Origin of the sequence: Streptomyces poriferorum, from assembly GCF_019399235.1 — a bacterium.
In the GTDB taxonomy this organism is placed as follows: domain Bacteria; phylum Actinomycetota; class Actinomycetes; order Streptomycetales; family Streptomycetaceae; genus Streptomyces; species Streptomyces poriferorum.
In genome coordinates this window covers 1-24,391 of sequence record NZ_JAELVH010000118.1, presented here as the reverse complement: position 1 = coordinate 24,391, position 24,391 = coordinate 1, and the positions used below count along the sequence as shown (strand labels likewise).

Annotated in this window: 31 protein-coding genes, 1 tRNA gene and 2 pseudogenes; 20 read left to right on the top strand and 14 right to left on the bottom strand. The window is 69.7% G+C overall.

The window, feature by feature from the left end:
* Window positions 1-181 (top strand): annotated as a pseudogene (locus tag JGS39_RS20935) (hypothetical protein); the annotation flags it as partial.
* A 98-nt stretch (window positions 182-279) separates the two neighbouring features.
* Window positions 280-353: transfer RNA gene (locus tag JGS39_RS20930), tRNA-Ala, on the top strand.
* Window positions 354-574: 221 nt separating this feature from the next.
* On the opposite strand, the gene JGS39_RS20925 is transcribed toward JGS39_RS20930, so the two are convergent.
* On the bottom strand, window positions 575-1,327 hold the full coding sequence (locus JGS39_RS20925; RefSeq protein ID WP_219570742.1) for a hypothetical protein: 753 nt from the start codon (window positions 1,325-1,327) through the stop codon (window positions 575-577).
* 39 nt (window positions 1,328-1,366) lie between these two features.
* On the opposite strand from JGS39_RS20925, the gene JGS39_RS20920 reads away from it, so the two are divergent.
* A complete protein-coding gene (locus tag JGS39_RS20920; RefSeq protein ID WP_219570741.1) occupies window positions 1,367-1,975 on the top strand; it encodes a hypothetical protein in 609 nt (202 codons plus the stop codon).
* A 288-nt stretch (window positions 1,976-2,263) separates the two neighbouring features.
* Window positions 2,264-3,145: a barstar family protein gene (locus tag JGS39_RS20915; protein WP_219570740.1), complete on the top strand. Its 882-nt coding sequence runs from the start codon at window positions 2,264-2,266 to the stop codon at window positions 3,143-3,145.
* 315 nt (window positions 3,146-3,460) lie between these two features.
* Here JGS39_RS20915 and JGS39_RS20910 read toward each other — a convergent pair whose 3' ends face one another.
* The 4 genes from JGS39_RS20910 to JGS39_RS20895 all read right to left on the bottom strand — a co-directional run bounded on the left by JGS39_RS20910 (window position 3,461) and on the right by JGS39_RS20895 (window position 6,435).
* The gene (locus JGS39_RS20910; protein ID WP_219570739.1) at window positions 3,461-4,534 is read right to left on the bottom strand and encodes a hypothetical protein; all 1,074 of its coding nucleotides are present in this window, start codon (window positions 4,532-4,534) and stop codon (window positions 3,461-3,463) included.
* Window positions 4,513-4,764: a hypothetical protein gene (locus tag JGS39_RS20905; protein WP_219570738.1), complete on the bottom strand. Its 252-nt coding sequence runs from the start codon at window positions 4,762-4,764 to the stop codon at window positions 4,513-4,515. Before JGS39_RS20905 ends, JGS39_RS20910 begins: the two co-directional genes overlap by 22 nt.
* A 293-nt stretch (window positions 4,765-5,057) precedes the next feature.
* On the bottom strand, window positions 5,058-5,246 hold the full coding sequence (locus JGS39_RS20900; protein WP_219570737.1) for a hypothetical protein: 189 nt from the start codon (window positions 5,244-5,246) through the stop codon (window positions 5,058-5,060).
* A gap of 766 nt (window positions 5,247-6,012) precedes the next feature.
* The gene (locus JGS39_RS20895) at window positions 6,013-6,435 is read right to left on the bottom strand and encodes a MerR family transcriptional regulator (protein WP_219570736.1); all 423 of its coding nucleotides are present in this window, start codon (window positions 6,433-6,435) and stop codon (window positions 6,013-6,015) included.
* 109 nt (window positions 6,436-6,544) lie between these two features.
* On the opposite strand from JGS39_RS20895, the gene JGS39_RS20890 reads away from it, so the two are divergent.
* Together JGS39_RS20890 and JGS39_RS20885 are read left to right on the top strand one after the other, a co-directional pair.
* Complete coding sequence (locus tag JGS39_RS20890; RefSeq protein ID WP_219570735.1) at window positions 6,545-7,594, top strand: aldo/keto reductase; 1,050 nt, start codon at window positions 6,545-6,547, stop codon at window positions 7,592-7,594.
* Between the two features lie 187 nt (window positions 7,595-7,781).
* On the top strand, window positions 7,782-8,804 hold the full coding sequence (locus JGS39_RS20885; protein WP_219570734.1) for a HEAT repeat domain-containing protein: 1,023 nt from the start codon (window positions 7,782-7,784) through the stop codon (window positions 8,802-8,804).
* 118 nt (window positions 8,805-8,922) lie between these two features.
* Here JGS39_RS20885 and JGS39_RS42170 read toward each other — a convergent pair whose 3' ends face one another.
* Together JGS39_RS42170 and JGS39_RS20880 are read right to left on the bottom strand one after the other, a co-directional pair.
* Window positions 8,923-9,273 (bottom strand): DUF6023 family protein, encoded by a 351-nt coding sequence (locus JGS39_RS42170; RefSeq protein WP_219575554.1) that lies wholly within the window; start codon window positions 9,271-9,273, stop codon window positions 8,923-8,925.
* Window positions 9,245-9,494, bottom strand: a pseudogene (locus JGS39_RS20880) (aldo/keto reductase); the annotation flags it as partial. The gene JGS39_RS42170 and the pseudogene JGS39_RS20880, both read right to left, overlap by 29 nt.
* Window positions 9,495-9,670: 176 nt before the next feature.
* On the opposite strand from JGS39_RS20880, the gene JGS39_RS20875 reads away from it, so the two are divergent.
* Together JGS39_RS20875 and JGS39_RS20870 are read left to right on the top strand one after the other, a co-directional pair.
* On the top strand, window positions 9,671-10,465 hold the full coding sequence (locus JGS39_RS20875) for an SAM-dependent methyltransferase (protein ID WP_219570733.1): 795 nt from the start codon (window positions 9,671-9,673) through the stop codon (window positions 10,463-10,465).
* Complete coding sequence (locus tag JGS39_RS20870; RefSeq protein WP_219570732.1) at window positions 10,462-11,283, top strand: alpha/beta fold hydrolase; 822 nt, start codon at window positions 10,462-10,464, stop codon at window positions 11,281-11,283. The genes JGS39_RS20875 and JGS39_RS20870 overlap by 4 nt, the downstream gene beginning before the upstream one ends.
* 13 nt (window positions 11,284-11,296) lie before the next feature.
* On the opposite strand, the gene JGS39_RS20865 is transcribed toward JGS39_RS20870, so the two are convergent.
* Window positions 11,297-11,785, bottom strand: coding sequence for a GNAT family N-acetyltransferase (locus tag JGS39_RS20865; RefSeq protein ID WP_219570731.1), 489 nt, complete (start codon window positions 11,783-11,785; stop codon window positions 11,297-11,299).
* Window positions 11,786-11,834: 49 nt separating this feature from the next.
* Between JGS39_RS20865 and JGS39_RS20860 the strand changes: the two genes are divergently transcribed.
* Complete coding sequence (locus tag JGS39_RS20860; protein WP_148019127.1) at window positions 11,835-12,650, top strand: exodeoxyribonuclease III; 816 nt, start codon at window positions 11,835-11,837, stop codon at window positions 12,648-12,650.
* A 63-nt stretch (window positions 12,651-12,713) separates the two neighbouring features.
* Here the strand turns inward: JGS39_RS20860 and JGS39_RS20855 are convergent, their stop codons facing one another.
* The gene (locus JGS39_RS20855; RefSeq protein WP_219570743.1) at window positions 12,714-13,355 is read right to left on the bottom strand and encodes a MerR family transcriptional regulator; all 642 of its coding nucleotides are present in this window, start codon (window positions 13,353-13,355) and stop codon (window positions 12,714-12,716) included.
* A gap of 194 nt (window positions 13,356-13,549) precedes the next feature.
* Here JGS39_RS20855 and JGS39_RS20850 point away from each other — a divergent pair, with 194 nt between their 5' ends.
* The 4 genes from JGS39_RS20850 to JGS39_RS20835 all read left to right on the top strand — a co-directional run bounded on the left by JGS39_RS20850 (window position 13,550) and on the right by JGS39_RS20835 (window position 17,283).
* Window positions 13,550-15,124 (top strand): flavin-containing monooxygenase, encoded by a 1,575-nt coding sequence (locus tag JGS39_RS20850; protein ID WP_219570730.1) that lies wholly within the window; start codon window positions 13,550-13,552, stop codon window positions 15,122-15,124.
* On the top strand, window positions 15,121-16,038 hold the full coding sequence (locus JGS39_RS20845) for an alpha/beta fold hydrolase (protein ID WP_219570729.1): 918 nt from the start codon (window positions 15,121-15,123) through the stop codon (window positions 16,036-16,038). The genes JGS39_RS20850 and JGS39_RS20845 overlap by 4 nt, the downstream gene beginning before the upstream one ends.
* On the top strand, window positions 16,035-16,946 hold the full coding sequence (locus JGS39_RS20840) for an SDR family oxidoreductase (RefSeq protein ID WP_219570728.1): 912 nt from the start codon (window positions 16,035-16,037) through the stop codon (window positions 16,944-16,946). The genes JGS39_RS20845 and JGS39_RS20840 overlap by 4 nt, the downstream gene beginning before the upstream one ends.
* An 88-nt stretch (window positions 16,947-17,034) precedes the next feature.
* Window positions 17,035-17,283, top strand: coding sequence for a hypothetical protein (locus JGS39_RS20835; protein WP_219570727.1), 249 nt, complete (start codon window positions 17,035-17,037; stop codon window positions 17,281-17,283).
* Window positions 17,284-17,382: 99 nt separating this feature from the next.
* Here JGS39_RS20835 and JGS39_RS20830 read toward each other — a convergent pair whose 3' ends face one another.
* Together JGS39_RS20830 and JGS39_RS20825 are read right to left on the bottom strand one after the other, a co-directional pair.
* Entirely contained in the window at window positions 17,383-17,592 is a 210-nt protein-coding gene (locus JGS39_RS20830; RefSeq protein WP_219570726.1) for a hypothetical protein, read from the bottom strand.
* Between the two features lie 205 nt (window positions 17,593-17,797).
* Window positions 17,798-18,361, bottom strand: coding sequence for a TetR/AcrR family transcriptional regulator (locus JGS39_RS20825; protein ID WP_219570725.1), 564 nt, complete (start codon window positions 18,359-18,361; stop codon window positions 17,798-17,800).
* A 104-nt stretch (window positions 18,362-18,465) separates the two neighbouring features.
* Between JGS39_RS20825 and JGS39_RS20820 the strand changes: the two genes are divergently transcribed.
* Window positions 18,466-19,380, top strand: coding sequence for an NmrA/HSCARG family protein (locus tag JGS39_RS20820; protein WP_219570724.1), 915 nt, complete (start codon window positions 18,466-18,468; stop codon window positions 19,378-19,380).
* A 48-nt stretch (window positions 19,381-19,428) separates the two neighbouring features.
* On the opposite strand, the gene JGS39_RS20815 is transcribed toward JGS39_RS20820, so the two are convergent.
* Window positions 19,429-19,896 (bottom strand): Lrp/AsnC family transcriptional regulator, encoded by a 468-nt coding sequence (locus JGS39_RS20815; protein ID WP_219570723.1) that lies wholly within the window; start codon window positions 19,894-19,896, stop codon window positions 19,429-19,431.
* Between the two features lie 94 nt (window positions 19,897-19,990).
* Here JGS39_RS20815 and JGS39_RS20810 point away from each other — a divergent pair, with 94 nt between their 5' ends.
* Both JGS39_RS20810 and JGS39_RS20805 read left to right on the top strand, forming a co-directional pair.
* Entirely contained in the window at window positions 19,991-20,842 is an 852-nt protein-coding gene (locus JGS39_RS20810) for an LLM class flavin-dependent oxidoreductase (protein ID WP_219570722.1), read from the top strand.
* Window positions 20,839-21,267, top strand: coding sequence for a nucleoside deaminase (locus JGS39_RS20805; protein WP_219570721.1), 429 nt, complete (start codon window positions 20,839-20,841; stop codon window positions 21,265-21,267). The genes JGS39_RS20810 and JGS39_RS20805 overlap by 4 nt, the downstream gene beginning before the upstream one ends.
* An 18-nt stretch (window positions 21,268-21,285) precedes the next feature.
* Here the strand turns inward: JGS39_RS20805 and JGS39_RS20800 are convergent, their stop codons facing one another.
* The gene (locus JGS39_RS20800) at window positions 21,286-21,489 is read right to left on the bottom strand and encodes a DUF397 domain-containing protein (RefSeq protein WP_219570720.1); all 204 of its coding nucleotides are present in this window, start codon (window positions 21,487-21,489) and stop codon (window positions 21,286-21,288) included.
* Window positions 21,470-22,321 (bottom strand): helix-turn-helix domain-containing protein, encoded by an 852-nt coding sequence (locus JGS39_RS20795; RefSeq protein ID WP_219570719.1) that lies wholly within the window; start codon window positions 22,319-22,321, stop codon window positions 21,470-21,472. Before JGS39_RS20795 ends, JGS39_RS20800 begins: the two co-directional genes overlap by 20 nt.
* Window positions 22,322-22,441: 120 nt before the next feature.
* Between JGS39_RS20795 and JGS39_RS20790 the strand changes: the two genes are divergently transcribed.
* The 4 genes from JGS39_RS20790 to JGS39_RS20775 form a co-directional block, all read left to right on the top strand.
* Window positions 22,442-22,660: a hypothetical protein gene (locus JGS39_RS20790; RefSeq protein WP_219570718.1), complete on the top strand. Its 219-nt coding sequence runs from the start codon at window positions 22,442-22,444 to the stop codon at window positions 22,658-22,660.
* Window positions 22,657-23,121: an ATP-binding protein gene (locus tag JGS39_RS20785; protein ID WP_219570717.1), complete on the top strand. Its 465-nt coding sequence runs from the start codon at window positions 22,657-22,659 to the stop codon at window positions 23,119-23,121. Before JGS39_RS20790 ends, JGS39_RS20785 begins: the two co-directional genes overlap by 4 nt.
* Before the next feature lie 250 nt (window positions 23,122-23,371).
* Entirely contained in the window at window positions 23,372-23,935 is a 564-nt protein-coding gene (locus JGS39_RS20780) for a Uma2 family endonuclease (RefSeq protein WP_219570716.1), read from the top strand.
* Between the two features lie 250 nt (window positions 23,936-24,185).
* Window positions 24,186-24,391 (top strand): hypothetical protein (locus JGS39_RS20775; protein WP_236065775.1); only part of this gene is annotated, 206 nt, incomplete at its 3' end.

The window sequence follows — 24,391 nt, the reverse complement described above, 5'->3', positions numbered from 1 at the left end:
CGCGGCCCGCTCCTCCTCCGCCGAACCCGCCCAGCCGGCCACCCCGCACCCCGCGGCACCCCCGGTGGACCCGGCGCCCCGCCAGCGCTCCGCCCAGTCCCGCCGCGCCCGCGACCGGGGCCGGACCCCGCTCTTCGACCAGTACGACGAGGACGACCGCCCCCGCGCGGCCAACGAGTGAGACGGCCACCCCGCCCGCTGCGACACCGACTCGGCTGACCAGCGCGGAATGGATTTCCGAGCACCCCGGTCGGGGTGCTAAAGTTTCACTCGTTGCAAGGGCCTGTGGCGCAGTCTGGTAGCGCACCTCGTTCGCATCGAGGGGGTCTGGGGTTCAAATCCCCACAGGTCCACCGCAGCGACTGTTCCTGAGTCAGCTCAGGAAGAGTTCACAAGATCCCGTCCGATCTGATTGATCGGGCGGGATCTTGGCGTTTCCGGGGGTGTTCGAGGAGTGATCCGAACGCGATCGGTGCCGGAGGCGGTCGGGGCCTGATGTTTCGGGGTGGTTCGGGTGTGTGAGGCGTTTCTTGGCTGTATGAGGGCGCGCTTGATCCCGGCTTGTGCTGGGGTCTTAGATGGTCTCGCGGATCTCCGGCTGTATGGGCGGCGGCAGCCCGGCCGCGTCGGGGTGCGTGGATGCCGATCCGGAGAGCACGGCGATTTCGTGGGCGGACCCCGTCGTCTGCGTTCGGGTCGTCTGGTGCCAGCTGAAGAGGATGTGCAGGTTGATGCTGCAGATCATCAGCGCGAGCAGGATGGTCTGCGCGACCCGCCCGTGAGCGAGCCGCTTCGTGGGGTCGGAGATATCGATGCCGTGGCTCTTGGCCCTGCCGTTGAGGCCTTCGATGTTCGCTCGCTCGGGCCGGTAGGCGTCCTGCCAGGTGGGGTGGAGGTAGTGCCGGTCCTGGCGGAACTTGTCGAGCTTGCCGAGGGCGCCGGGGCGGACGGTGATCGTGGGCTTCTGGCAGATCCGCGGCAGCTCGTCCTGGGGCAGGGGCCGCAACCGTTCACCTTGAGGGATCGGGACGGTGGGCTTGGCCGCACTGTGTGCGGCGGTAGCCCGCTTATCCGTGAGGTCGACCACGGCCGGCCGTGGTGCCGGGACGCGGTGGACCTGGTTGAAGCGGGGACACACCACGGCGGGCGAGGGCCCACTGGCCGGGCACTGGAGCCTGATCGCGCCCCGCTCGTCGGCGGACTCCTTGAGCTTGAGGAAGTATGGTTCCCGGCCCGCGATCCGCTCGCTGAGCTCGGTGCCGTCAGCGAGGTCGCGTACGGCCTTGTCGTTGAGCCCCGTGGTCGCGTGGGCCAGTGCGTGCGGCATGGCGGGGCAGGCGAGGGATCCGTCGACGAGAAGGGCGCCTTGGTGGGTGCCCTGGATGCCTCGGTGTTGCTGTTTGTAGTCGAGAACCACTTGGTAGCCCAGGGTGCGGACCGGCTGGGCGAAATGCTCGGTGATCTGGTCGGTGTAGGCCCGGTCGGCGGCCAGCAGCCCTGTCGGGAAGCCGAACGGGGCAAGCTGGGCCAGGGAGTGGACCGCATTCGGGCCGACGCGCTTGCCCGGGGTGTCCAGGACAAGGCCGAGCGCCAGTTGCGGGTGGCGGCTGACGCGCTCACCGGCCTGCGGGTGACCAGCGCGATGTCGTCGGCTGGCAGCGACCAGAAGACTGGCGGAGTGTCCGAAGATTCCTTCCTCAGCGCCCCCGCAGTAGTGCCAGCCGGCGGTGAGCTCGACGGATGCGAGGCCCCGCCGACGCGTGCGCTCGACGTCCGCATCTTCCCAGGCGGCAGCGACAGTTCTCGCCTCTTCGGCCGGCAGGCGGCTGCGCCGGTCGCAGCGATGAGGGTCGAGGACTGTGGTCAGCCGGTCGAAGGAACGGGCCTCTCCGGCGCCTGCTGCGTGGCAGCACCTTGGCTGACGCGGTCCTCGCCGCCCAGGGACAGCAGCGTCTCCCGCGTGATCGTCAGGTGAGCCAGCCGCTCCTCGGTCACCGCGACCTTCTCGCGCAGCGTGACCAACTCGCCACGCACAAACGCCTCTTCCTGATCCAGACGCTCGAACTATGGCGTCATCCCGGCCCCGCCTTCGCTTGCCGATCCCCGAGCCTGACGGCACTCCGAGCCCCAGCCAAACGTAGGGGCGGGCATAGCAAGATCGCAGAGGGTGACCGCAGATGCCCCCAATCGACCGCCCGCGATCGCCTTACGCTCGCACCCCTCCAACAGACGACAACATCCGTTCGCACCGTAGGGTCGGAGCATGCCGACCGAAGACAGTCCGCGCCTCACGGCCAAGCACTGGCAGGACTGCACCGACGTGTACGACTTCCTGGATCAGATCCGGCTCCGGCCCGGCATGTGGGTCCCCGGCGGATCGCTCCTGCACCTGCAGTCCTTGCTCACCGGCTACCGGGCAGCGCTCGGTGTGCACGGCATCGAGGAACCCTTCGCCTTCTGGCCCGAGGACGACTTCAACCGCTGGCTCCAAGAGCAACGCGGCATCAGCGGCCCCCTCACCTGGGCAGCCGAGATCGAACGCAACACCCCCGCAGGCTCGACGCCGGTCGAGGAGTTCTTCCGTCTCCTGGATGCGTACCGGAGTGAATCCGCCCAGAACCCGGAACCTGGTGCTGTCTCGACCCGCTTTCCCGGCATCGAGTACATGAACAACACCTTCGTCACTCTCTTCTGGCGCCGACGGCTCCTCACGGAAGCCGAACTGCGGCTCGAAGAGCGCGGCTTCCGCGTCGTCCACCTCGCCGCGGGAGACTGGGCGTCCGAGCAGGACATGCACAGGGACGTTGCCGCCGCGCTGCAGTTCCCCGACTACTACGGCCACAACCTCGACGCGCTCAACGACTGTCTCGGCGATGTGACCTGTTACGGCCCGTACGACGACTCACCAGAAGGTACCGGGCTCGTTCTGTCCATCACCGACTACGACCGCTTCACCGCCGCTTGCCCGCGAGCGGCCCAGATCGTTCTGGACATCGTCGCCGACCAGGCCCGCCACGCGGCGGTACTTCAGCGGCGCTTCTTCTGCCTGCTCCACAGCAACGACCCGGACATCCGGTTCGAACCGGTCGGCGCCATGCCCGTCATGTGGAACAGCGACGAATGGCTCGACGCCAAACGTCGGTGAGAACGCGGCGGTGTCTCGGGGCACGCGTAACCGCTGCGGGGCTTTCATCCCTGGTCGGTGGACTTCCACGCGGCAGTGACACACCCTTCCTCCCAGTGCCACCATCCCCGGGACATCCAGAGCCACGATCCGGCACTGCTCGATGCCCTCACCGGTCGTACAGAGGCCGTGGAGAATCTTCAGCACGCTCCGCCGGGCAGCGGCCGAACCACCGTCCTTCAGCACGACCAGCCGGATCGTGCAGTTCTCCGGGGTCTGAGCCGTCTCCCCAGCCCAGCGAACACATTTATCGTCGACCTACTGCCCTCGGTTTGGTCAATCGGTCCGTTGGGGGGTGACGTCCATGCGAAAGAGTGTTCGGGATCCGTCCTCGGTGTGGGCCCGAAGGAGGATGCCGGTGTCCGGATCGAGAGTGAAGTGGCAGACGAGCCCTTCTTCAGGGGCCCAGGCGCTGAATGGGAAGGACCGCATCGGCCGTACCGTGGCCTTGACGGAGGTGGGCCCGGCCGTGGTGACCTCCGCGAGGTGCGACACAACGCGGGCCGGACTGAGGAGTTCCGCGAGTCTGGCTGCCGCAGGGTCGGCCTGGTCGGGTTCGTAGTCTCCGCTCATGTCCACCGTCATCGTGTTCCTGCCTCGAAATGTGACAGCCCATGAGCGACTGGACGGCACACTCGCTACCGATAGTTCCGATTCGATCTCCGGGACGGCCGTGACTTCGGCTCTCAGACGTACGGGGTCGAGCAGGCTGGTTGCCATGCGCGCCAGAACGAAGGGTGCCCCCGTCTCTGTACCCGCGGGCGTCCGCGCCGCGTCGGCGATCGGTGAACTGCCGTCTGCCGTGGTGCGCAGCCCCCGCAGGTGGCCGGAGCGGAAACAGCCCTGCCTGTCGTAGGCGCGGGTGTGCAGGAGGAATCCGGTGGCGGTGTCGACGCCGGCGGTCAGGTAGGTCACCCCTGGCGGGAGCCAGGGGTCCTGCGGGTCGGCGGTCCAGGAATGCGGGACCAGTGTGACGTCGACGCAGGAGCGCCCGTCGACCCAGGTGCACTGCCCCGCCGAGGCGGTAGCCACACCGCTGATCAGACGGGCGGGATCGCAGAGTGAAAGCAGGGGGTCACCGGCGGCTTCGTCCTCCTTGCGGAGGCGGGCACTGGACTCGGAGTCGATGCGGAGCCTGCCCGCCGAAGCGGCCTCCGTCTCTTCGAAGCGTCCCACGCTGTGCCAGCCGTAGCGGCCTGAGACATCTTCCGGTGAGCGGTGCTGGGCGCATCGCGCCTCTGCATCGAACTGGATGTCCCAGGCCGCTGCGGCAGCCATCCTGCCCAGAGCCCAGCGAGCCAGGCCCGCATGGTCGCCGGCCATGGCGTTCAGGGGGTGGGTAGTTGCCATGAGGCCCAGTTCTCGGGTTCTCCGGGGCCGCCCGAGGGCCACTGCACGTACAGAATTCGGTACGGGTGGTTCTGAGGGGCGGGCGCGAGTGTCTCGATGCGCCACCGGTGGCCGCCGAGCGAGGTGATCCGACAGCCGGGCTTCGCGATGCCCTGGCCGCATGCCAGCACGCGCTGATTCTCCGGACTCTCGTCCGGAATTCCGGCCCGGTTGACGGTCTTGTGCGTCATGAACGACGCGTACCAGGGCTGCTCCGGCCCCGCGACCTCCGCAGACAGAGGACTTCCCGATTGCGGGAGGGGCGCTCGTCTCCATGTGAGGCTTTCCGGCGGATGGTGGCCACTGCTCTTTGGCCACCGGCCGGCCACCAGGGGCAGCGCAGTTCCGTGTTGACCGTCGCGTGCGCTCGGCGCGGGTGGCATCGAATCCGGGGAGGGGTCGGAGCCGCCTTGTCGATTCGAGCTGCAGGAGACCAGCGCCATCGCCAGACAGATGGCGCCCGCCACAGCTACCGACGCACGACTCACCGCTTCGTGCACTTGATCTCGCTGTCGTTCTGGTTGTACACGTGCGCTGAGCCCTTGCCCTGCGGCCCAGATACGTAGAAGCGCGCCTGGCCCTTGTAGCGGTACTTCGTTCCCGCCTTGCAGCCCTTAGGCGCCACCACACGCAGTTTGCGGGTGTTCTTCTTCCCGCCCTTGGACGTTTTCAATTGCTCCCAGCCGTACCAGCGCGACCGGGAAGGCTGCCCTCGGTCGAGACGTTTGGAGCGACCATTTTGCACGCTGTGTCGAAGTGCACGTTGATCGTGTAGTTCTTCGTGTGCGAGCTGTGGGGATAGTCGACCTTGCCGCTACAGAGGTAAGGCAGCTTGGGGGCCCTCGCCTCACGACCCGTTTCTGTCAGGCCGGCCTGTCCTCGCACGGCGCCACCGGTCTCGACAACCGGGCCGTCGGCTACAGCCGCGCCTTGCCCGGAGAGCAGGGCGAATGTGGCCAGTGCCGCAACCGTCAGAACCGTTCCGCGACGCGGTGCTGTCATGACACTCCGATTCGCTGGGCCAACCTTGTGGCCAGGTAGGGAAACGAATCCTGTATAGCTGCTGAAGTGCGGAGTATTCGGTCAGGAGCGGGCGATTTCACTCGGATGGGCTTCGGGGTAACTCGTGCGCGGGATCGCGGGTTCCATCGCTGCCCAATGAGTGGGGAACGATCACTGCCGAGCCGGGAAGTGATCTCCAATGCCTTGGGACGTGGCTGGTCAGTCCTACTCGTGAACACCCCACCGCAGCGACTGTTCTTGAGTCAGCTCAGGAAGAGTCCACAAGATCCCGTCCGATCTGATTGATCGGACGGGATCTTTGCGTTTCTCTGCCCCGGCAGCATCTGGCAAGGCCGGACGGCCGGGCGTACACCCGGCCGCGCATGCAGAGCAGCTCGCCGCGCCTCGTCGGCCCCGTCGGGTCTCGTCGGGCCTCGTCAGGTGAGGGACGAGCCGTGGCACTGCTCGGCGGCGGCGTCGCCCTGGTCGACAAGGTCCTCGTAGACCCCGACCTTGAACTTGATCAGGTCCAGGGACTCGGTGAGCCGGCTGATCTGGGACGTGACCCGCTCCTGATGCTCACGCATGAGCGCGAGCCGTTCCTCCGCGTTGTCGCCGCCCTCCCGGACGAGGTCCGTGTACCGGCGAAGCACGGTCAGGGGCATGCCGGAGGCGCGGAGAATGATGCAGACCGTCAGCCAGTCCACATCGTCCTGGTCGTAGACACGGCGTCCGCCGGCACCGCGCCGCACGGCGTTGACGAAGAGGCCCTCCTGCTCGTAGAAGCGCAGGGCGTGAATGCTCAGACCGGTGCGTTCGGCGACCTGCCCGATGCTCAGACTCGTGGGGTCCTCCACCATGCCGCCCAGCGTAACGGGGTTGATCTAGAGGGGACTCTAGTTCCTAGGGTTCCTCGTGCGGCCGACGCTTCAGTCGCCCGCCTGATCGGCTAGTAGGGGGAGCACCGCCATGCGCTATCGCACGCTCGGCAGAACCGGCATCGAGGTCAGCGTCCACTGCCTCGGCACCATGATGTTCCAGGACGGATTCAACTCCGACCATGACGACTGCGCCCGCATCATCCACACCGCCCTCGACCAGGGCATCAACTTCGTCGACACCGCAGACATGTACGGGCAGGGCGAGTCCGAGGAGATCGTGGGCAAGGCGCTGCGAGGGCGCCGTGACGACGTCGTGCTCGCCACCAAGGTCCACTGCCGGATGGGCGAGGGGCCCAACCGCAGCGGAAACTCACGGCGTTGGATCCTCAAGGCGGTCGAGGACAGCCTCCGGCGCCTGAACACGGACTGGATCGACCTCTATCAGATCCACTTCCCCGACCGCACCACCGACATCGAGGAGACCCTCTCCGTCCTCGACGACCTCGTGCGCCAGGGGAAGATCCGTTCGTTCGGCTGCTCCAACTACCAGGCCGAGGAGATCGTCGAGGCGCAGCACGTGTCCGAGCGCCGCGGTCTGGGACGGTTCCGCACCGACCAGCCGCCCTACTCGGTCCTGGCCCGGGGCATCGAGTCCTCGCTCCTGCCGGTCTGCGAGCGCTACGGCATGGGCGTACTGGTCTGGAGCCCTCTGGCCTTCGGGTTCCTCACCGGCAAGCACCGCAAGGACAGGCCCTCGGATCTGACGACCGGCCGGGCCGCGATCCGGCCGGCGAACTTCGATCCCGCGATCGCCGCGAACGCCGCCAAGTTCGAGGCCGTGGAACAGCTCGTCGAACTCGCGGAGAGCATCGGCTGCACCCTGCCCCAGCTCGCGGTGGCCTTCACCGTGGCCCACCCGGCCGTCACCTCGGCCATCATCGGACCGCGGACGATGCGGCAGTTGGAGGACCTGCTCAAGGGCGCCGCACTCACCCTGGACGATGCGACCCTCGACCGGATCGACGCCATCGTGCCGCCCGGGACGAACCTGTACAACCCCGCCGCCTCGTTCCCGGCGCGCTCGCTGACCGAGACCGCCCTGCGCCGCCGCCCGCTCGCCGAGCGCGCCGCGGCCTGAGAGCGGCTCCTGGTCATCCTGAGACCAGGAGCGGGGGAGTCACCGGCCGAGTCGAGCGGCCAGCAACACCGAGGCGCCCTCCAGGTCCTGTGGTCCCCGTTCGGGCACCGTAGTGCTTCTGCGTCGTTCCCTGAGGCACGGGTCACCTCCGGCGCCCTTGTCAGTGCCTCCGATTAGGGTGCGCCGCATGGGCGAGGGACTGACGGCCGCATCGATCGAGGGGCTGATCCCCTTGCTGGGGGACCTGGATCCTGGGGCCCGGCGGAGCGCGGTCCGGGCACTTCAGGCGATCGGCACCGCGGCGGTACCCCATCTGCAGCGCGTGCGCCGTCGGCGCGCACCCGGTCCCAGGGTGCGGGCGGGGGCGCTGGAGGTGCTCGCCGACCTCGTGGGGCCGGACGGCCTCGACTCCAGGGACCAGGAGGCCTGGCGCCGCCTGACACGGATCAAGCTACTGGCCGAGACACCGGACGGCATGCGTCTGTGCGGAGCCTGGTACGCGGTGCCGACCGCCGACCAGGACGCGGTGCTGGCAGCGTTCGAACTCGGCAGCCCGCAGCCGGTCACGCTCCGGACCGGTGAGGCGGCCTGGCACCGATTCCGCCACAGCTGGGACGGGGCCCGTCCGCACGCCGCCTGCTCCCGCGTCTTCGTCAGTCCCGTTCTGGACGGCTGGACGCTCGTCTTCGGCCACTTCTCCCAGGACACCCATCGCATCGAGAACGCGGACGACCGGGCGGACGTGTTCCGCCTGGTCGTGAGGCAGCGGTGTGCCGAGCTCAGCCGCCGTTTCGGATCGGCCCATTGGTACGGGGTGAGCGGCGGTGACGACTGGACCGCCTGGTGCATCGCCGAAGGCGGAGAAGTCGTCCGTCACTACGACGCGTACGACGCCGGGGAGAGCGGCGACGGTGGACTCCCGCACCCGGCCGAAGCCGGCTACCTCCTGCCGCACCAGGACAAGGGCCTTCCCCGAGGCGCCTTCGAGGGCGTGGATGTCGCGGACACCGATGCGGTCGTCGCCCGGTACCGCCAGGTGAAGGCAGACCTGCGGATCCCCGACACCTGTCGCGCCGACGACATCGCGGCGCGGCTGTCGGTCGACCCCGGAGCACTGGGGACGCATACGAGGACCTCGGGTCATGGTGTCCTCGCTCTCACCGCATGCGGCCGGGAGCACGGTCACCCCGTCGGGGCGCTGCCTGTGTAGTGCGCCACGGGAGCGCACCCCGCCGCCTCGAACCCGAGCCGGTCCCGGGCCCGGGACCGGCTCGGATTCGTCGGCCGAGGTTGGCCGAGGCGGCCGACGTGCTCAGGCGGTCGGGTGGTCAGCCCTCGGCCTGGTCTACGCGCCAGGCCACCATGCCCGTGGCTCCCGGCAACGCCGCCGTATCGATGCGGACCTTGCCGGACGGGGCGGCGAGGTCCTGGCGGTACGGGACGCCGTCGCAGGCCACCGTCCGGCGGACGGGGTTCTTCAGGGCGATGGACAGCGTGATCTTCCCCGATCCGGCGCAGACGACCGCCAGCTTGTACGAGTTGCCCGGGCTCAGCTCCGGTGCGCTGTGGGAACCGTCCCCGACCCGCTCCAGCCCCGCCTCGACGAAGCGTGGCTCGTGCGCGCCGAGATCCGCCGTGCCGAGGGTTTCCTGTCCCCGACGCCGCGGCTGCGACGCCACTTGCCGAGCAGCCGTTCGCTCTGGCCGCCGAGGCCGCCCTCGACCCAGTACGCGTAGTTGTCGGAGGTGTCGATGAACGTGCCGCCGGCCTCGACGAAGTGGTCCAGGATCGCGAACGAGGTCCTCTCGTCGGTGACCGACCCGAAGAGCATGGCGCCGAGTGCGAGGACGCTCACCTCGCGACGGGTGGCGGGATCTGTGCCGATGGTGCGGTACTTCATGACGTTCCCCTCCGGTTCCGGCCACCGTCATCCGGCGGCCGCGGAGTTGAGTGTGCGAGTTGAAGCGCACTTCAGCGCAAGGGCGTTGAATCGGATCAGCCGCGACGGGCGATGACCGTCGCCTAGGCTGAAAGCGTGTACCCGATCGTGAGATTCTCCGTATCGAGGAGCGACCAGTGACGGCAGGCATACCCGAGCCTCAGCCCCCGATCGACACCAGCAAGCCGCATCCCGCCCGCGTGTACGACTGGTTCCTGGGCGGCAAGGAGAACTACCCGGCGGACCGGCAGTTCGGGCAGACGCTGCCGGAGGAGACGCGCGGGAACGCCGCGCGCAACCGGGCGTTCATGCACCGGTCCTCCGCCTGGCTCGCGCGCGACGGGATCGACCAGTTCCTGGATATCGGCGCCGGTATCCCCACCGAACCCAACCTCCACCAGATCGTGCAGGCGATCACGCCCGCGGCCCGGGTCGTCTACGTGGACAACGACCCGATCGTCCTGCGGCATGCGGAGGCACTCCTCGTGAGCGCCCCCGAGGGGACCACCGACTACGTTCACGCCGATGTGCGGGAGCCGGACGCGATCCTCGAACGAGCGAAAGAGCTGCTGGACTTCGACCGGCCCATCGCCCTCTCGCTGAACGCGCTGATGCACTTCCTTCCGGACGACCAGGACCCGTACGGCATCACCCGCACCCTGGTCGACGCCCTGCCCACCGGCAGCTGCCTGGCCCTTTCGCACGGCACCGCGGATCAGCACCCGGAGCTGAGGCAGCAGACCGAGAAGGCGTACAAGAAGGGGGCCATCGCGCTGCAGATGCGTACGCGTGCCGAGGTCGAGCTGTTCTTCGAGGGGCTGGAGCTCGTCGAGCCGGGGCTCGTCCCGGCGACCGAGTGGTATCGCGAGGAGCCGGCGCCGGTCGTCGAGCGCAGTGGCTTCTACGTGGGTGTCGGGCGGGTGGTCCGGTGAGTGCCGGGTTCACAGCCGAGGACGGAACCACGCTCGCATACGACGACCTGGGAGCGGCGGACGACGGGCGGCCGCCCGTCGTCCTCGTGCACGGGCATCCGTTCGACCGGACCATGTGGCAGCCGCAGGCCACCGCGCTGGTCGCGGCCGGATACCGGGTGATCGTGGCCGATCTGCGCGGCTACGGGGACAGCGGCGTCGTCCCGGGGCGCACCCTGTTCGGTGTCTTCGCCGCGGACATCGCCGCGCTGCTCGACCACCTGGGCATCGCGCGGGCCGTCGTCGGCGGGGTGTCCATGGGCGGACAGATCGCCATGGAGTTCCACCGCTCCCACCCGGACCGGGTGGCGGCGCTGGTCCTGGCCGACACCTCACCGGTCGCCGAGACCGAGGACGGCAAGGCGTTCCGCAACCGTCTCGCCGACCGGCTGCTCGCCGAGGGGATGGGCGGGTACGCGGACGAGGTCATCGACAAGATGCTGGCGCCGTACAACGTCACCGGGCTGCCGGACGTCGCCGCGCACGTGCTGGGGATGATGCGCGGCACCGATCCCGAGGGGGCGGCGGCCGCGCTGCGTGGCCGGGCCGAGCGGCCCGACTACCGCGACTCGCTCGCCGGTGCCGGGGTGCCGGTCCTCGTCGTCGTGGGCGCGGACGACGTCTACATCCCCGTCGCCGAGGCCCGGGCACTGCACGGGCTGATTCCGGGCGCGGGACTGGTCGTGGTCGAGGGAGCCGGGCACCTGCCCGGCCTGGAGCGGCCCGAGGCGTTCAACGACGCGGTGGCGCGGTTCCTGGCGGAGGTGGGCAAGGGCTAGGGCAGGGCGTGGGCTAGGCCGAGGGCTGGAGCGGCTTCGCGTAGCAGCGGCTGCTGTCGTACGTCCGGTAGTGGCCGAACTTCTCGCAGGGCGCGTAGCCGCTGGAGAGGTACAGCGCGATGGCCTCGGGCTGCTGGTCGCCGGTCTCCAGGACCATGCGGGTGCGGCCCGCCGCCCGGGCGTCGGCCTCCAGGGCGGCCAGGATGCGGCGGGCCAGGCCCTGCCCGCGCCCCTCGGGTATCACGAACATGCGCTTGAGCTCGGCGTCACCGTCCGAGTAGCCCTCGGCGTTGCGCTCCTGCGCGCGCCAGCCGCCGGTGGCGACCGGGCGGTCCGACGCGTCGTACGCGAGCAGGTACAGCCCGTGCGGCGGGTCGAACATCGTGGCGTCCAGCGGTGTGATGTCGCCCTCGTCCCCGTAGCGCTCGGCGTATTCGAGCTGCACCTGGTCGTTGAGTTTGACGGCGTCGGGGTGATCGTAAGGCCGCTGCTGGATATTCATGCGGATGATGGTACATGTATGCGGCTTGTTGGGTCGGTATCGTGCCGGGATGCTCACCGTTACCAGCGTAAATGTGAACGGACTCCGTGCCGCCGCCAAGAAAGGCTTCGTCGAGTGGCTGGCGCAGACCGATGCCGATGTGATCTGCCTCCAGGAGGTGAGGGCCGAGGCGCAGCAGCTGCCCGACGAGGTGCGTGAGCCCGAGGGCTGGCACACCGTCCACGCACCGGCTGCCGCCAAGGGCCGGGCCGGGGTCTCGCTCTACTCCCGCCGGGCGCCGGAGCGCGTACAGATCGGCTTCGGCGGGTTCGGTGTCGAGGGCAGCGAGGAGTTCGACGCGAGCGGCCGGTACGTCGAGATCGACCTGCCGGGCGTCACGGTCGCGAGCCTGTACCTGCCCTCCGGCGAGGTCGGTACGGAGAAGCAGGACGAGAAGGAGCGCTTCATGGCGGCCTTCCTGCCCTACCTCACCGGCCTGAAGGCGCGGGCCGCCGCTGAGGGCCGCGAGGTCGTGGTGTGCGGCGACTGGAACATCGCGCACCGGGAGGCCGACCTGAAGAACTGGAAGGCCAACAAGAAGAGCTCCGGCTTCCTCCCCGAGGAGCGGGAGTGGCTGACCCGGGTCTTCGACGAGGCCGCGTACGTCGACGTCGTACGCGCCCTGCACCCGGACGTGGAGGGCCCGTACTCGTGGTGGTCCTACCGCGGGCGCGCCTTCGACAACGACACGGGCTGGCGCATCGACTACCAGGTGGCGACGCCCGGTCTGGCCGAGCGCGCCGTGAAGGCCTTGGTCGAGCGGGCCGCGACGCACGGCGAGCGGTGGAGCGACCACGCGCCGGTGACGGTGGTGTACGAGCGGTAGGACGCGGCCCGGCCTGCGCCGGCGGCTGCTCCTCGCTGCGTCGGCGGTAGGGCGCGGTCAGGCCTACGCCGGCGGCTGCGGCGGCTTCGCGTCGCGGCGCAGTCGCCGGTCCAGGGCCATGGAGAGTTCCGCGTCCACCACCGCACGCGCCAGCGGGCGCAGTTGGGGCGGTTCGGCCTCCGTGCTGTGGGCGCGCAGGGTCGCGACGAAGAGGTCGGCCAGGGCGTCCGCGTGCTCGCGGACCCGGCGGCCGGAGGCGAGCACCTCGGCGAGCGGGACCCCTTCGCGTACGAGCTCGGCCGACACCTCCAGCAGGCGGCGGCTGATGTGGACGATCTCGTCGCCGTCCGTGCCGAGGTAGCCCAGCTCCATGGCCGTCGCCAGGTTCTCCGGCGTGGAGTCGTCCTTGAAGTAGTCCGCCAGCTGCTCGGGCGTGAGCCGGACCGGGGTCTCCTCGGTCGGTTCGCCCAGGCCCAGCACCTCGGCGACATCCCGGCCGCTCTCGAAGGTACGGGCCAGATCCGCGATGCCGGTGAGGGTGTGGCCGCGCTCCAGCAGGCCGGCGATGGTGCGCAGGCGGGCCAGATGGTGGTCGTCGTACCAGGCGATGCGGCCCTCGCGCCGGGGCGGCGAGATCAGGCCGCGCTCCCGGTAGAAGCGCAGGGTGCGGACGGGGATACCGGCCTCCTCGGCCAGCTCCTCCATGCGGTATTCGCGGTGCTCGCGTCCTTCTGCCACCTCCGCACCCTATCGGCCTCCCCCGTGCGCGGCCCTCTTGTTGTACCGCCGGTAACTTTCCCTCGCCGCACCCCTACCCATCGGTACGAAGCTGCTCTACTCTCCCAACAATGCCAGTGATTGCTGGCAGAGTCGTGGGACGTACCGCAGGAGGCGGCAGTATGGCCGAGCACGAACATGTACGCGTGGCGGTGATCGGATCCGGGTTCGGAGGTCTGGGGGCCGCCGTCCGGCTGCGCCGTGAGGGCATCACCGATTTCGTGATCCTGGAACGGGCCGGCTCGGTCGGTGGCACCTGGCGCGACAACACCTATCCGGGATGCGCCTGCGACGTACCGTCCCACCTCTACTCGTTCTCCTTCGCGCCCAACCCCGAGTGGCCGCGCACCTTTTCCGGGCAGGAACACATCCGCGCCTACCTGGAGCACGTCGCGGACACCTTCGGACTCCGGCCGCACCTCAGGCTGAACCACGAAGTGAGCCTGATGCGCTGGGACAACGACGAGCTGAACTGGGTCATCGAGACCGCGAACGGCGCCACGATCGTCGCCGACGTCGTCGTCTCCGCGACCGGCCCGCTCTCCGACCCGAAGATGCCCGACATACCGGGGCTCGCCGACTTCCCCGGCAAGGTCTTCCACTCCGCCCGCTGGGACCACGACGCCGACCTGGCCGGCAAGCGCGTCGCGATGGTCGGGACCGGTGCCTCCGCCATCCAGATCGTGCCGTCGATCCAGCCCGAGGTCGGCAAGCTGACGCTCTTCCAGCGCACGGCGCCCTGGGTCATGCCCCGGATGGACCGGCAGATCAGCGGTGCCGAGCGCTGGCTGCACCGCAAGCTTCCCGTCACCACCACCGCCCGCCGCGGACTGCTTTGGGGCATACGGGAGTTGCAGGTCGGCGCCTTCACCAAGCACCCGAACCAGCTGGGCATGGTCGAGCGGATAGCCAAGTCCAACATGGCCCGGGCGATCAAGGACCCGGCGCTGCGGGCCAAGCTGACTCCCTCGTACCGCATCGGCTGCAAGCGCATCCTGCTCTCCAGCGCCTACTACCCGGCACTCGCCCAGCCCAACGTGGACGTCGTCGCCTCCGGTCTGAGCGAGGTCCGCGGCTCCACGGTCGTGGCGTCGGACGGTACGGAGGCCGAGGTCGACGCGATCATCTTCGGTACCGGTTTCCACGTCACCGACATGCCGATAGCCGAGCGGGTGGTGGGCGCGGACGGCATCACGCTCACCGAGGCCTGGAAGGACGGCATGCAGGCGCTGCGCGGCGCGAGCGCGGCCGGCTTCCCCAACTGGATGACGATCATCGGCCCCAATACCGGCCTCGGCAACTCCTCGATGATCCTCATGATCGAGGCCCAGCTGAACTACATGGCCGACTACCTGCGCCAGTTGAACGTGCTGGGCGGCCGCGTCGCACTCGACGCGCGCCCCTCGTCCGTCGGAGCGTGGAACCGCCGCGTCCAGGAGCGGATGAAGCGGACGGTCTGGAGCACCGGCGGATGCGACAGCTGGTACCTGGACGCCGGCGGGCGCAACACCACGGTCTGGCCCGGAACCACCGCGGAGTTCCGCAAGGTGACGCGGGAGGTCGACATCACGGAGTACCAGGTCATACGGGCCAAGGCGCCGCAGGACGAGAAGAAGGCCGTCGTCGGTACCGCTGCCACCGCTACCGGCACCGCCGTCACCGCTGTCACCGCTGTCACCGAGGAGGTGGCGGGATGAGCCGGCCGCTGCCCGTTCAGGAACTGATGGCCGTCTCCGCCGACGGCTCCCGCATCCACGTAGAGGTGCACGGCCAGGACGGCGCGCCGGCCGTGGTCCTCTCCCACGGATGGACCTGCAACACCCGCTTCTGGGACGCTCAGATCCGGGACCTCGCCGTGGACCACCGCGTCATCGCCTACGACCAGCGCGGCCACGGCACCTCGCCGTCGGTGGGGCGCGGGAAATACAGCACCGAGGCGCTGGCCGACGACCTCGAAGCGGTCCTCGCCGCCACCCTCGCGCCGGGGGAGAAGGCCGTCCTGGCCGGGCACTCCATGGGCGGCATGACGATCATGTCCGCCTCGCGCCGGGCCGGGCTGCGCGAGCACGCGGCCGCCGCCCTGCTGTGCAGCACGGGCAGCTCCCGGCTGATCGCGGAGTCCCTCGTCGTGCCGATGCGGCCCGGCGCCGTGCGGACCCGGATGACGCGTGCGATCCTCGGGGCGCGGGCGCCTCTCGGACCGGTCACACCGGTCTCCCGCCGCATTCTCAAGTACGGCACGATGGGAGCGGGTTCGGCCCCGGACCGGGTCGACGCCTGCGCACGGATCGTGCACGACTGCCCGAGGGCGGCCCGGGTCGCCTGGGGGCACGTGCTCGCGGACCTCGATCTCGAGGAGGGCGTAAGGGAGTTGCGGGTGCCCACCGCGGTGATCGCGGGTACGGAGGACCGGCTGACCCCGCCCGTCCACGCCCGGGCGCTCGCGGCGGCACTGCCCGACTGCCTCGGCCTGACCGAACTGACGGGCATGGGCCACATGACGCCGGTCGAGGCGCCGGAGATCGTCACAGCGAAGATCCGGGAACTGGTGACCGCGTACCTCCCGGTACGGGGCACGGCCCACATCGACGGCAAGGAGGAGGTCGTATGAGCGGCAGGGGCAGGCGCAGTCTCGAAGGACAGGTCGTCGTCGTCACGGGCGCGGCGCGCGGTGTGGGAGAGCTGCTGGCGCGCAAGCTCTCGGCGCGCGGCGCGACCCTGGCCCTGGTCGGCCTGGAGCCGGACGAGCTGAAGAAGGTCTCCGAGCGGCTGCACGGGGACAGCGACCACTGGCACGCGGACGTCACCGACCACGAGGCGATGGCGCGGGTCGCACAGGAGGTCAAGGAGCGCTTCGGGAAGGTCGACATAGTCGTCGCCAACGCGGGTGTCGCCTCGGGCGGACCGTTCGTCGACTCCGACCCCGTTGCCTGGCGGCGGGTGATCGAGGTCAACCTGATCGGCGGCGCGGTGACCGGCCGGGCGTTCCTGCCCGTCCTGATGGAGAGCCGGGGCTACTTCCTCCAGATCGCCTCGCTCGCCGCGATCACCCCGGCGCCCATGATGACCGCGTACTGCGCCTCCAAGTCGGGCGTCGAGGCGTTCGCGCACAGCCTGCGGGCGGAGGTCGGCTACCGGGGCGTGAAGGTCGGCGTCGGCTACCTCTCCTGGACGGACACCGACATGGTGCGCGGCGCGGACGAGGACGACGTGATGCGGGAGCTGCGCCAGCGGCTGCCGTGGCCGTCCAACCGCACGTACCCGCTGGGCCCGGCCGTCGACCGCATCGTGGACGGTATCGAGCGGCGCTCTCCGCATGTGTACGCCCAGTGGTGGCTGCGCGGCATGCAGTCCGTACGCGGCTACCTGCCCTCGCTGATCGGCGTCGTCGGCCAGCGGGAGATGAAGCGGTTCGGTTCCCGGCTGGAAGGGGTCGGCAAGGGGCTCGTGGGCGCCGGAGGCGCCGCTGACCAGGACGAACGGGAGTCACGGGCGGCGGCGGATACACAGCGTAAGTGATCGAAATGCGTTGAATGTCCCAGCGTGTAAGTCTGGTCGAGGCCCCGACGGGGCCATCCCCACGCACCCCCACATAGGAGTGAACAGCATGGGCATCGCCGACCAGTTCAAGGACAAGGCGCAGGAGCTTGCCGACCAGGGTCAGAAGAAGATGAAGGGCGGCAAGGGCGAGGACCCGCGTCAGGGTCAGCGCCAGGGCCAGGGCCAGGGCCAGCGCCAGGGCCAGGGTCAGGACCGTCGTCAGGACGCGTCCGACCGTGCCCGCCAGGCGTCCGAGCAGGGTCGCGACCGCGCCCAGGGTGCGGCGGACGACGTGCGGGAGCGCTTCGACCGTTGATCTCGCGCTGCTGAGCGTTGCGTGTCGAGGGGCGCGCCCGGTTCGTTCCGGGTGCGCCCCTTCCGTGTGGTGCGGGCGCCGTACGTACCGGCCGGTCCTTCACCTGCCGTCGGCGGCTGCTTCGACCAATTTCACAAGAGGCACCAGGATGCGTGGCAGGTCGTGCTCCGAGGTGAGCACCAGGTCGTCCTGCCACGTGTGCTCGGTGCCGGTGCCGGTGTCGATGAAGAGCAGCGAAGCGGCCCCCGACTCCCAGAGGGACACCATCCCCGTGCGCTCGCCCGACACCAGGGTGAGCCTCACGGCCATGGACTTCGGCCGCCTCCGGGACTGCGTTCCAGGGGCCGGAAGATTCACGGCAGAGCCGATCCCACGGGAGCGGAGCTCGTGTTCATGGGCGGCATGCCAGTCCTTGAGCCGCTGAGCGATCTCGGACACTGCGCCCCCCTATGAGTCCCGGACGAGCCGACGGGCTTGATCGTAGGGCCGGCGCCACGGCCACCGTCACCCCTTGTCATCCCTGCGGGACGACTCCCCGCAGGGTGAGGTCGAGCAGTCGGTTCGCCTCGGCGGCGGGGTCCTGGTGATGTTCCGTGGCCAGGACGATGCCGGTGACCAGTGTGACCAGGTCGGCGGCGGTCACTCCCGGCGCCACCGCACCGGCCTGCGCGGCGCGTTGGAGCAGCGGGTCGGCCGCCCCGGCAAGCTTCGCCGAGCAGCAGGCGGGCGCGTGGTCCGGGTCGTCCGTTCCGGCCAGGGTCAGCGCCTCGGCCAGGCCCCGCGCCGAGGAGGCGTACGCGGTGAGCGCGCCCAGCCATTCCAGCAGTGCCGCCCGGGCGTCGGGCGCCCCGGCCGACGCGGTGGCACGGGCGACCAGGGCGTCGATCCGCTCGCTGAACACCGCCTCCAGCAGTGTCTGCCGGCTGGGGAAGTGGCGGCGCACGGTGGCCGACCCGACTCCGGCCGTGCGGGCGATGTTCTCCAGGGAGGCATCGGCGCCGTGTGCGGCGACCTCCTCCTCGGCCACGGCGAGGATCCGTGCGTAGTTGCGCCGGGCGTCTGCGCGCTGGACGGTCATGGCGTCATCTCCGGCCTTGCTAAGTGGTGGGGCCCTCCGTATCGCACCGAAGCGTAAGTGGCGGGGCCCGCCACATATCCTTGTGCCACCACCTGAGGAGCACCATGCCTTCAGAATCCTCCCCTGTCCTGGTAGTCGGAGCCACGGGTCAGCAGGGCGGCGCCACCGCCCGCGCACTGCTCGCGACCGGCGTTCCCGTCCGAGCGCTGGTCCGTAACCCGGACACGCCCCGGGCGAAGGCCGTCGAAGCACTCGGCGCGGAGCTGGTCACCGGCGACCTCGACGACCGCGACTCCTTGGCCCGGGCAGCCGAAGGGGCCCGCGCCGTCTTCTCCGTTCAGATGCCCGATGTGAACGGACGCGCCTTCGAAGGCGAGCTGGCCCAGGCCGTCAACCTGATCGAGGGCGCGAAAGCGGCAGGAGTGCCGCAGTTCGTGCATACCTCCGTCTCCGGTGCCGGGCAGCACGTCAGCTGGGTCAAAGGCCGTTGGGCCTGGATGGAGCCCTACTACACCGCGAAGGCCGGGATCCAGGACCGGGTGCGCGAGGCCGGCTTCACGCACTGGACGCTCATCAAGCCGGGCTTCTTCATGGAGAACTTCCTCCCGGCCAGGGAGATCATGTTCCCCCGCGGGGTGGAGGGCGGCCTGGTGAGCCTGCTGAAGCCCGCAACCCGGCTGTCCCTCGTCGCGGTCGAGGACATCGGCAGGGCCGCCGCGGCGGCCATGGTCGAACCGGTGCGATTCGACGGGGTCGAGCTGGAGCTGGCGAGCGACTTCCTGACGATGACGGAGATCGCCACGATCCTCTCTCTCCACCTTGGCATCGAGCTGACCGCGCCCGACCTGACCGCGGAAGAGGCAACCGCCGCCGGGATGCCCGACATGGGCTTCGGTCAGTCACACATCAACGAGCACACTCAGCCCGCCCGCCCGGAATTCGCTCGGGACCTGGGCATCCCTCTCACCGCCTTCGATGAATGGGCCGGAGATCATCTGCGGGACACGGCCGCACGGTGAGAGGGGGAGAGGGGGCAGCGCCAGGGCCCGTGGGCGTCCTTCCGCATCTCACCGTGCGGTGAGGTCCGCCCGGGGCTCCCGCGGGCCGCGCAGCGGCAGGGTCCGGCTGAAGACGAGATTGGTGGTCGTACTCCCGAACTCGGCCAGCGCGTCGACGATTTCCTCCAGGTGTGCCATTGACGTGGCCGCCACCTTCAGGACGTAGCAGTCGTCCCCGGTGGTACGCAGACACTCCAGGATCTCCGGCCGCTCGTCGAGCATCCGGTGCAAGGGCTTGTGCCGGCTCCCGGGGTACTTCAGCCGCACGACCGCCAGCGCCACATACCCGGCCCGCTCCAGATCGACCTCGGCCCGGTATCCCGTGACGACTCCGGCCGCCTCCAGTCGCCGTACCCGCTCCGTCGTCGCCGACGCGCTCAGGTTCACCCGCCGGGCCAGCTCCGTGAACGCGATCCTGCCGTCCCGCTGGAGCTCGTCGAGGATCGCCCAGTCGGTCGCGTCAAGATTCTCGGCCATTCGCGCAGATTACCGGGGGATCCACGGATGAACTCCATCTGGACCGGCAGGAATCTCTTCTGGTGAGCCGTAGGGCGTGACTAGGCTCGACCGGGTGAAGATCGGAGTGAACGTCCCCAACTTCGGACCCGGCACCGACCCCGGCGTCCTGCACGACTGGGCCCAGACCGTGGAGGGTCTGGGCTTCGACCTGCTGATGATTTCCGACCACATCGCCATCACGCCGGACGTCGCCGAGCGGTACCCGGCGCCCTTCTACGAGCCCTTCACCACCCTGTCCTGGCTGGCCGGCCTCACCACCCGGGTCCGCCTCGGCACGACGGTCCTCATCGCCCCCTACCGGCACCCGCTGCTGACCGCCCGGATGGCGGCCAACCTGAACGCACTCAGCGGCGGCCGTCTCGTCCTCGGCGTCGGGATCGGCTGGGCGCGGCAGGAGTTCGCCGCCCTCGGCATCCCCTTCGAGCAGCGGGGACGGCTGACCGATGCCGCCCTGCGGGACCTGCGGGAGGCATGGTCCGACACGGCCGCGTACGGGAACGGGACGATCCCGCTCTGGGTCGGCGGCAACAGCGACGCGGGCCTACGCCGGGCCGTACGCCTCGGTGACGCCTGGCACCCGTTGCGCTGCACGATGCCCTGGCTGCGGGAGGCCGCGGACCGGCTGAAGTCGGCCGCGTACGAACAGAGCCTGTCGGTGCCCGCCTTCGCTCCCCGGATCGCGCTCCGCCCCACCGCGACCCCGGTCAACAGTCCGCAGCGCCTCGCCGGCGAGGGAACGATCGACCAGATCATGCACGACCTCGACCAACTACGGCTGATGGGCGCTGACACGGTCGTCCTCGACCCGTACAACGGCGACCCCCGAGAGACGAGTAATCCACAACCGGCCCAGCAGGCACTCGCCACGGTGGCCGCGCACCTGAACCTGAAGGAGCAGCCATGACCACGCCCGACAACCACACCCTCCTCCGACGGGCCATCGCCCTCGCGGCCGAGGCGCGCGAAAGCGGCAACCCGCCGTTCGGCTCGCTGCTGGCGGCCCCGGACGGGACGGTCCTGGCGGAGGACCGCAACACGACGCTCACCGACCGGGACATCACCGCGCACCCGGAACTGAAGCTCGCGCGATGGGCGGCGAGAGAACTGGACGCGCCCACGGCGGCGGCCACCACGATGTACACCAGCTGCGAGCCCTGCACGATGTGTGCGGCGACCATCCAGCAGGCGGGCCTGCGACGCGTGGTGTTCGCCCTCTCCGGCGAACAGCTCCTGGACATCAGGCCGGGCAACGGCAGCCCGCCCGTGCCGCAGGAGGGACCGGCGCTGCTGGAGGAGGTGCGGGCGGTGATGAAGCCGTACTACGTCTGACCCGCGTCGTCCGGCGGGTCAGGATGCCTTGACGGCCTCGACGAAGGGCGCCCAGGCGGCCGCGTCCACGAGGAGCACGGGGCCGTGGGGGCGCTTGGAGTCGCGGACGGGGACGAGGGTGGGGTGGCCTTGGGCGACTTCGAGGCAGTTGCCGCCATCGCCGTTGCTGTAACTGCTCTTGTGCCAGGTCGCAGCGCTGAGGTCAAGGTCGGTGCTGGCCATGCCGGTACTCCTCAGCCGCTCCTTCGATCAGGGTGAGGGACGCCTCCGGCGGCAATGCGGCGGCCCTCAGGCGATCGTAGGCCTTGCGGTACCGCATCACGAGAGCTGGATCATCGATGGTCTGGCCGTGGTACGGGCCCTCTGTGTAGAGCAGCGGTGGCTCGTCGTCAAAGTCCATGAGGAACAGCGGCAGTTCGGTGAGGGCGAGGGTCGGTCCGTTCCACGGAAGGATCTGTGCAACGATGCGGCGGCGCTGCACCAGGGCGGCAATATGGTCCAGCTGCTCGGCCATTTCCACAGGCGGGACGATGGAATGGTCCACCAGCGACTCGTGCAGGATCACCCAGTACTCGGGCCTTTTGGGGTCGTTGAAGAGCCTGGCTCGCCCTAGGCGCCCGTCGATCTTGGCTTCGACTTCCTCGGGCGTGTCCAATGAGTGCGCGGAGTCGATCAGGGCATGGGCGTAGGCCCTGGTCTGCAGCAGCCCTGGGATCAGGGTGCCGGACCACTCACCGATGGACCGGGCCCTCGCTTCGGCCTCCGTGATTTCGGCGAAGTACGCAGCGTGTGCCCCCTGCCTGGCCTTCCGCACGTCTTCACAACGTCGTTGGAAGAACCCGTCCGTCCCCAGCACCCGGTCCACATGTTGCGCCAGTTCCCTCGGCATCCGCCGATGCCCGTGCTCGATCTCGCTCAAGTACGTGATGCCGAAGAAGCTGCCGTCCGCCAGCTTCTCCAGGGTCAGGCCCGCTTCCTCCCTCTTGAAGCGCAGCTCCTTCCCGTAGAACTGCGGGACTCCCGCAGATCCGTCGATCTCCTTGCGTGTGGCCACTCTGCCGACCGCCTTTCGCGCTGTGCTCTGTGGAGCGGGAATCCCTTTTCACGGTAGAGGTCCCTACGGCAGCGTGTGAGGCGTTCGTCACGGACAGCAACGAAAGGTGTACGGCCCCTCATGAACGACTCGCAGTACGAGACGTACGACGTCGGCGCGGCCATCGACGCCCTGCGCGCCGCGCTCACCGTGCACGGCATCACCCTGCCCTCGCTGGGCGTCGATCCCCTGACCCTCGCCGCGCGGACGACCCGGCCACCGCTGATCGCGCTCGGCAACTGCAACGCGGCCACCGCACGCCGGCTGGCCGAGGCGCTGCGGCCGGCGGCCGGAGGATGACCGCGTTGCCGTTCACGGTGGACCTGGTCGCCGTACCGAAGGCGGTGCCGGCGGTACGGCGGATGCTGCGTGCGCGGTTCGCGGGAGCGGATACGACCGATCTGACGTTGTGCGTGAGCGAGTTGCTGACGAACGTGATCGTGCATCTCGGTGAGGGGGCCCCTGTCACGCTGCGGGTCAGCGGTACTCACACCGGCCGAATCCGCGCCGAGCTGAGCGACCCAGTGCCCGGTGTCTGGCCCGTGCATCGCTCAGCAGGCGCCGGTGACGAGTCCGGGCGGGGGCTGCTGATCGTGGAGGCGCTGGCGCTGCGGTGGGGCGTGGAGCGGGGGCTGCACGGGAAGACGGTCTGGTGCGAGCTGCGGGCGCCCGTCCGGCGCACCGAGGCCGCGTGGGCTGCTTCCAGCTGCTGGTCGGATCCGCCCCACATCGGTCCGGTACCGACGTCGGCAGGGAGTTGAGAGCGAAGCGGCTGCGGAAGGTCACGGCGGCATAGTCGGTTCCGTGCCGCGAGACGGTGTGGTGCGAGCCGCGGGCGCTGGGCAATCCACCTCTCGCTCGGGACTGCGGGCCTCCCGGCACGCGTGTTCGAGGCCTCGCGGTGGTGGGCGGACCTGATGTCGGCAGATGGGAGCGCCCGTATGCTGGCTGTGTAGCGCCTGCCGGGCTCACGCGTGACGAGCGGGCGGGCGGACGAGGAGGTGAAAGGGAATGAGTGTCGCCGTCGACCACACCGGGCCCTGGACCGTCGCCGACGTCCTGGCCCTGCCCGAGGACCGCACGAACCGCTACGAGCTGCTGGGGGAGTCCCTCGTGATGTCCCCCGCCCCCGGCATCCGCCACCAGCGTGCTTCGCTCCGGCTCGCCATGATCCTCCACGCGGCGGCTACGGCCGCCGAAGCGCCGGTCGAGGTGCTGGAGGCCATCAACGTCGTCCTGCCCTCCGGTCTTGTGATTCCCGACCTCGTGGTGACCGACGCCGGCGCGACCGCCGAGGACGGCGTCAGTGTCGACGCGGACGGCGTGCAGCTCGTTGTTGAACTTGTCTCTCCCGGCAACCGCATGGTGGACCGCAAGTTCAAGCCTATGCTCTACGCCGAGGCGGCCATCCCGCACTTCTGGCGACTCGAGTTCGACCCCGCGCCCATGCTCGTCGTATACGAACTGCAGAGCGGCCGATACGTGGAGCGGACGACCGCGCTCGCGGGTGTGACCACCTCTTTGGACGCCCCGTTTGCCGTGACCATCGATCCGGCCGATCTCTCCCGCCAGTAGACGCCACCTCCTCATGCTCCGGCCGGCCTGGCGACCCGGTCGCCTCAGAGCTTTCGCCCCGGCCGCCTGGCGCGGCAGCCGTGAGCTTCCGTAGCCGCCGGTCAGTGCGTCACTGCCTGGCATGGCGCGCCACGGAGCCCGGATCGTTACGGGACGGCCTGCGCGGGATCAAGCACGGGCAGCGCGGTGAGCTGGAGGAGGCCGAGCGCAGCTACCTGCTTGCCGTCGACGCGGGCGAGGAACCGCCCAAGTGGAACCTCGCGATGCTGTGCAAGCGGCAGGCACGGTACGAGGAGGCCGAGCGCGGTTCGCGGAGTTCGGTGAGGACGACAAGGACGCCGTCCAGCAGCTCGCCCGGGTCGCCGCGCTCCGCGAGGACGGCCCCCGCTCCGCGGACGAGGTGGACTTCCGGCGCCTGCCGGGGCTGCGCGAGCGGGCAGGGGCGGCGGGCAGGGG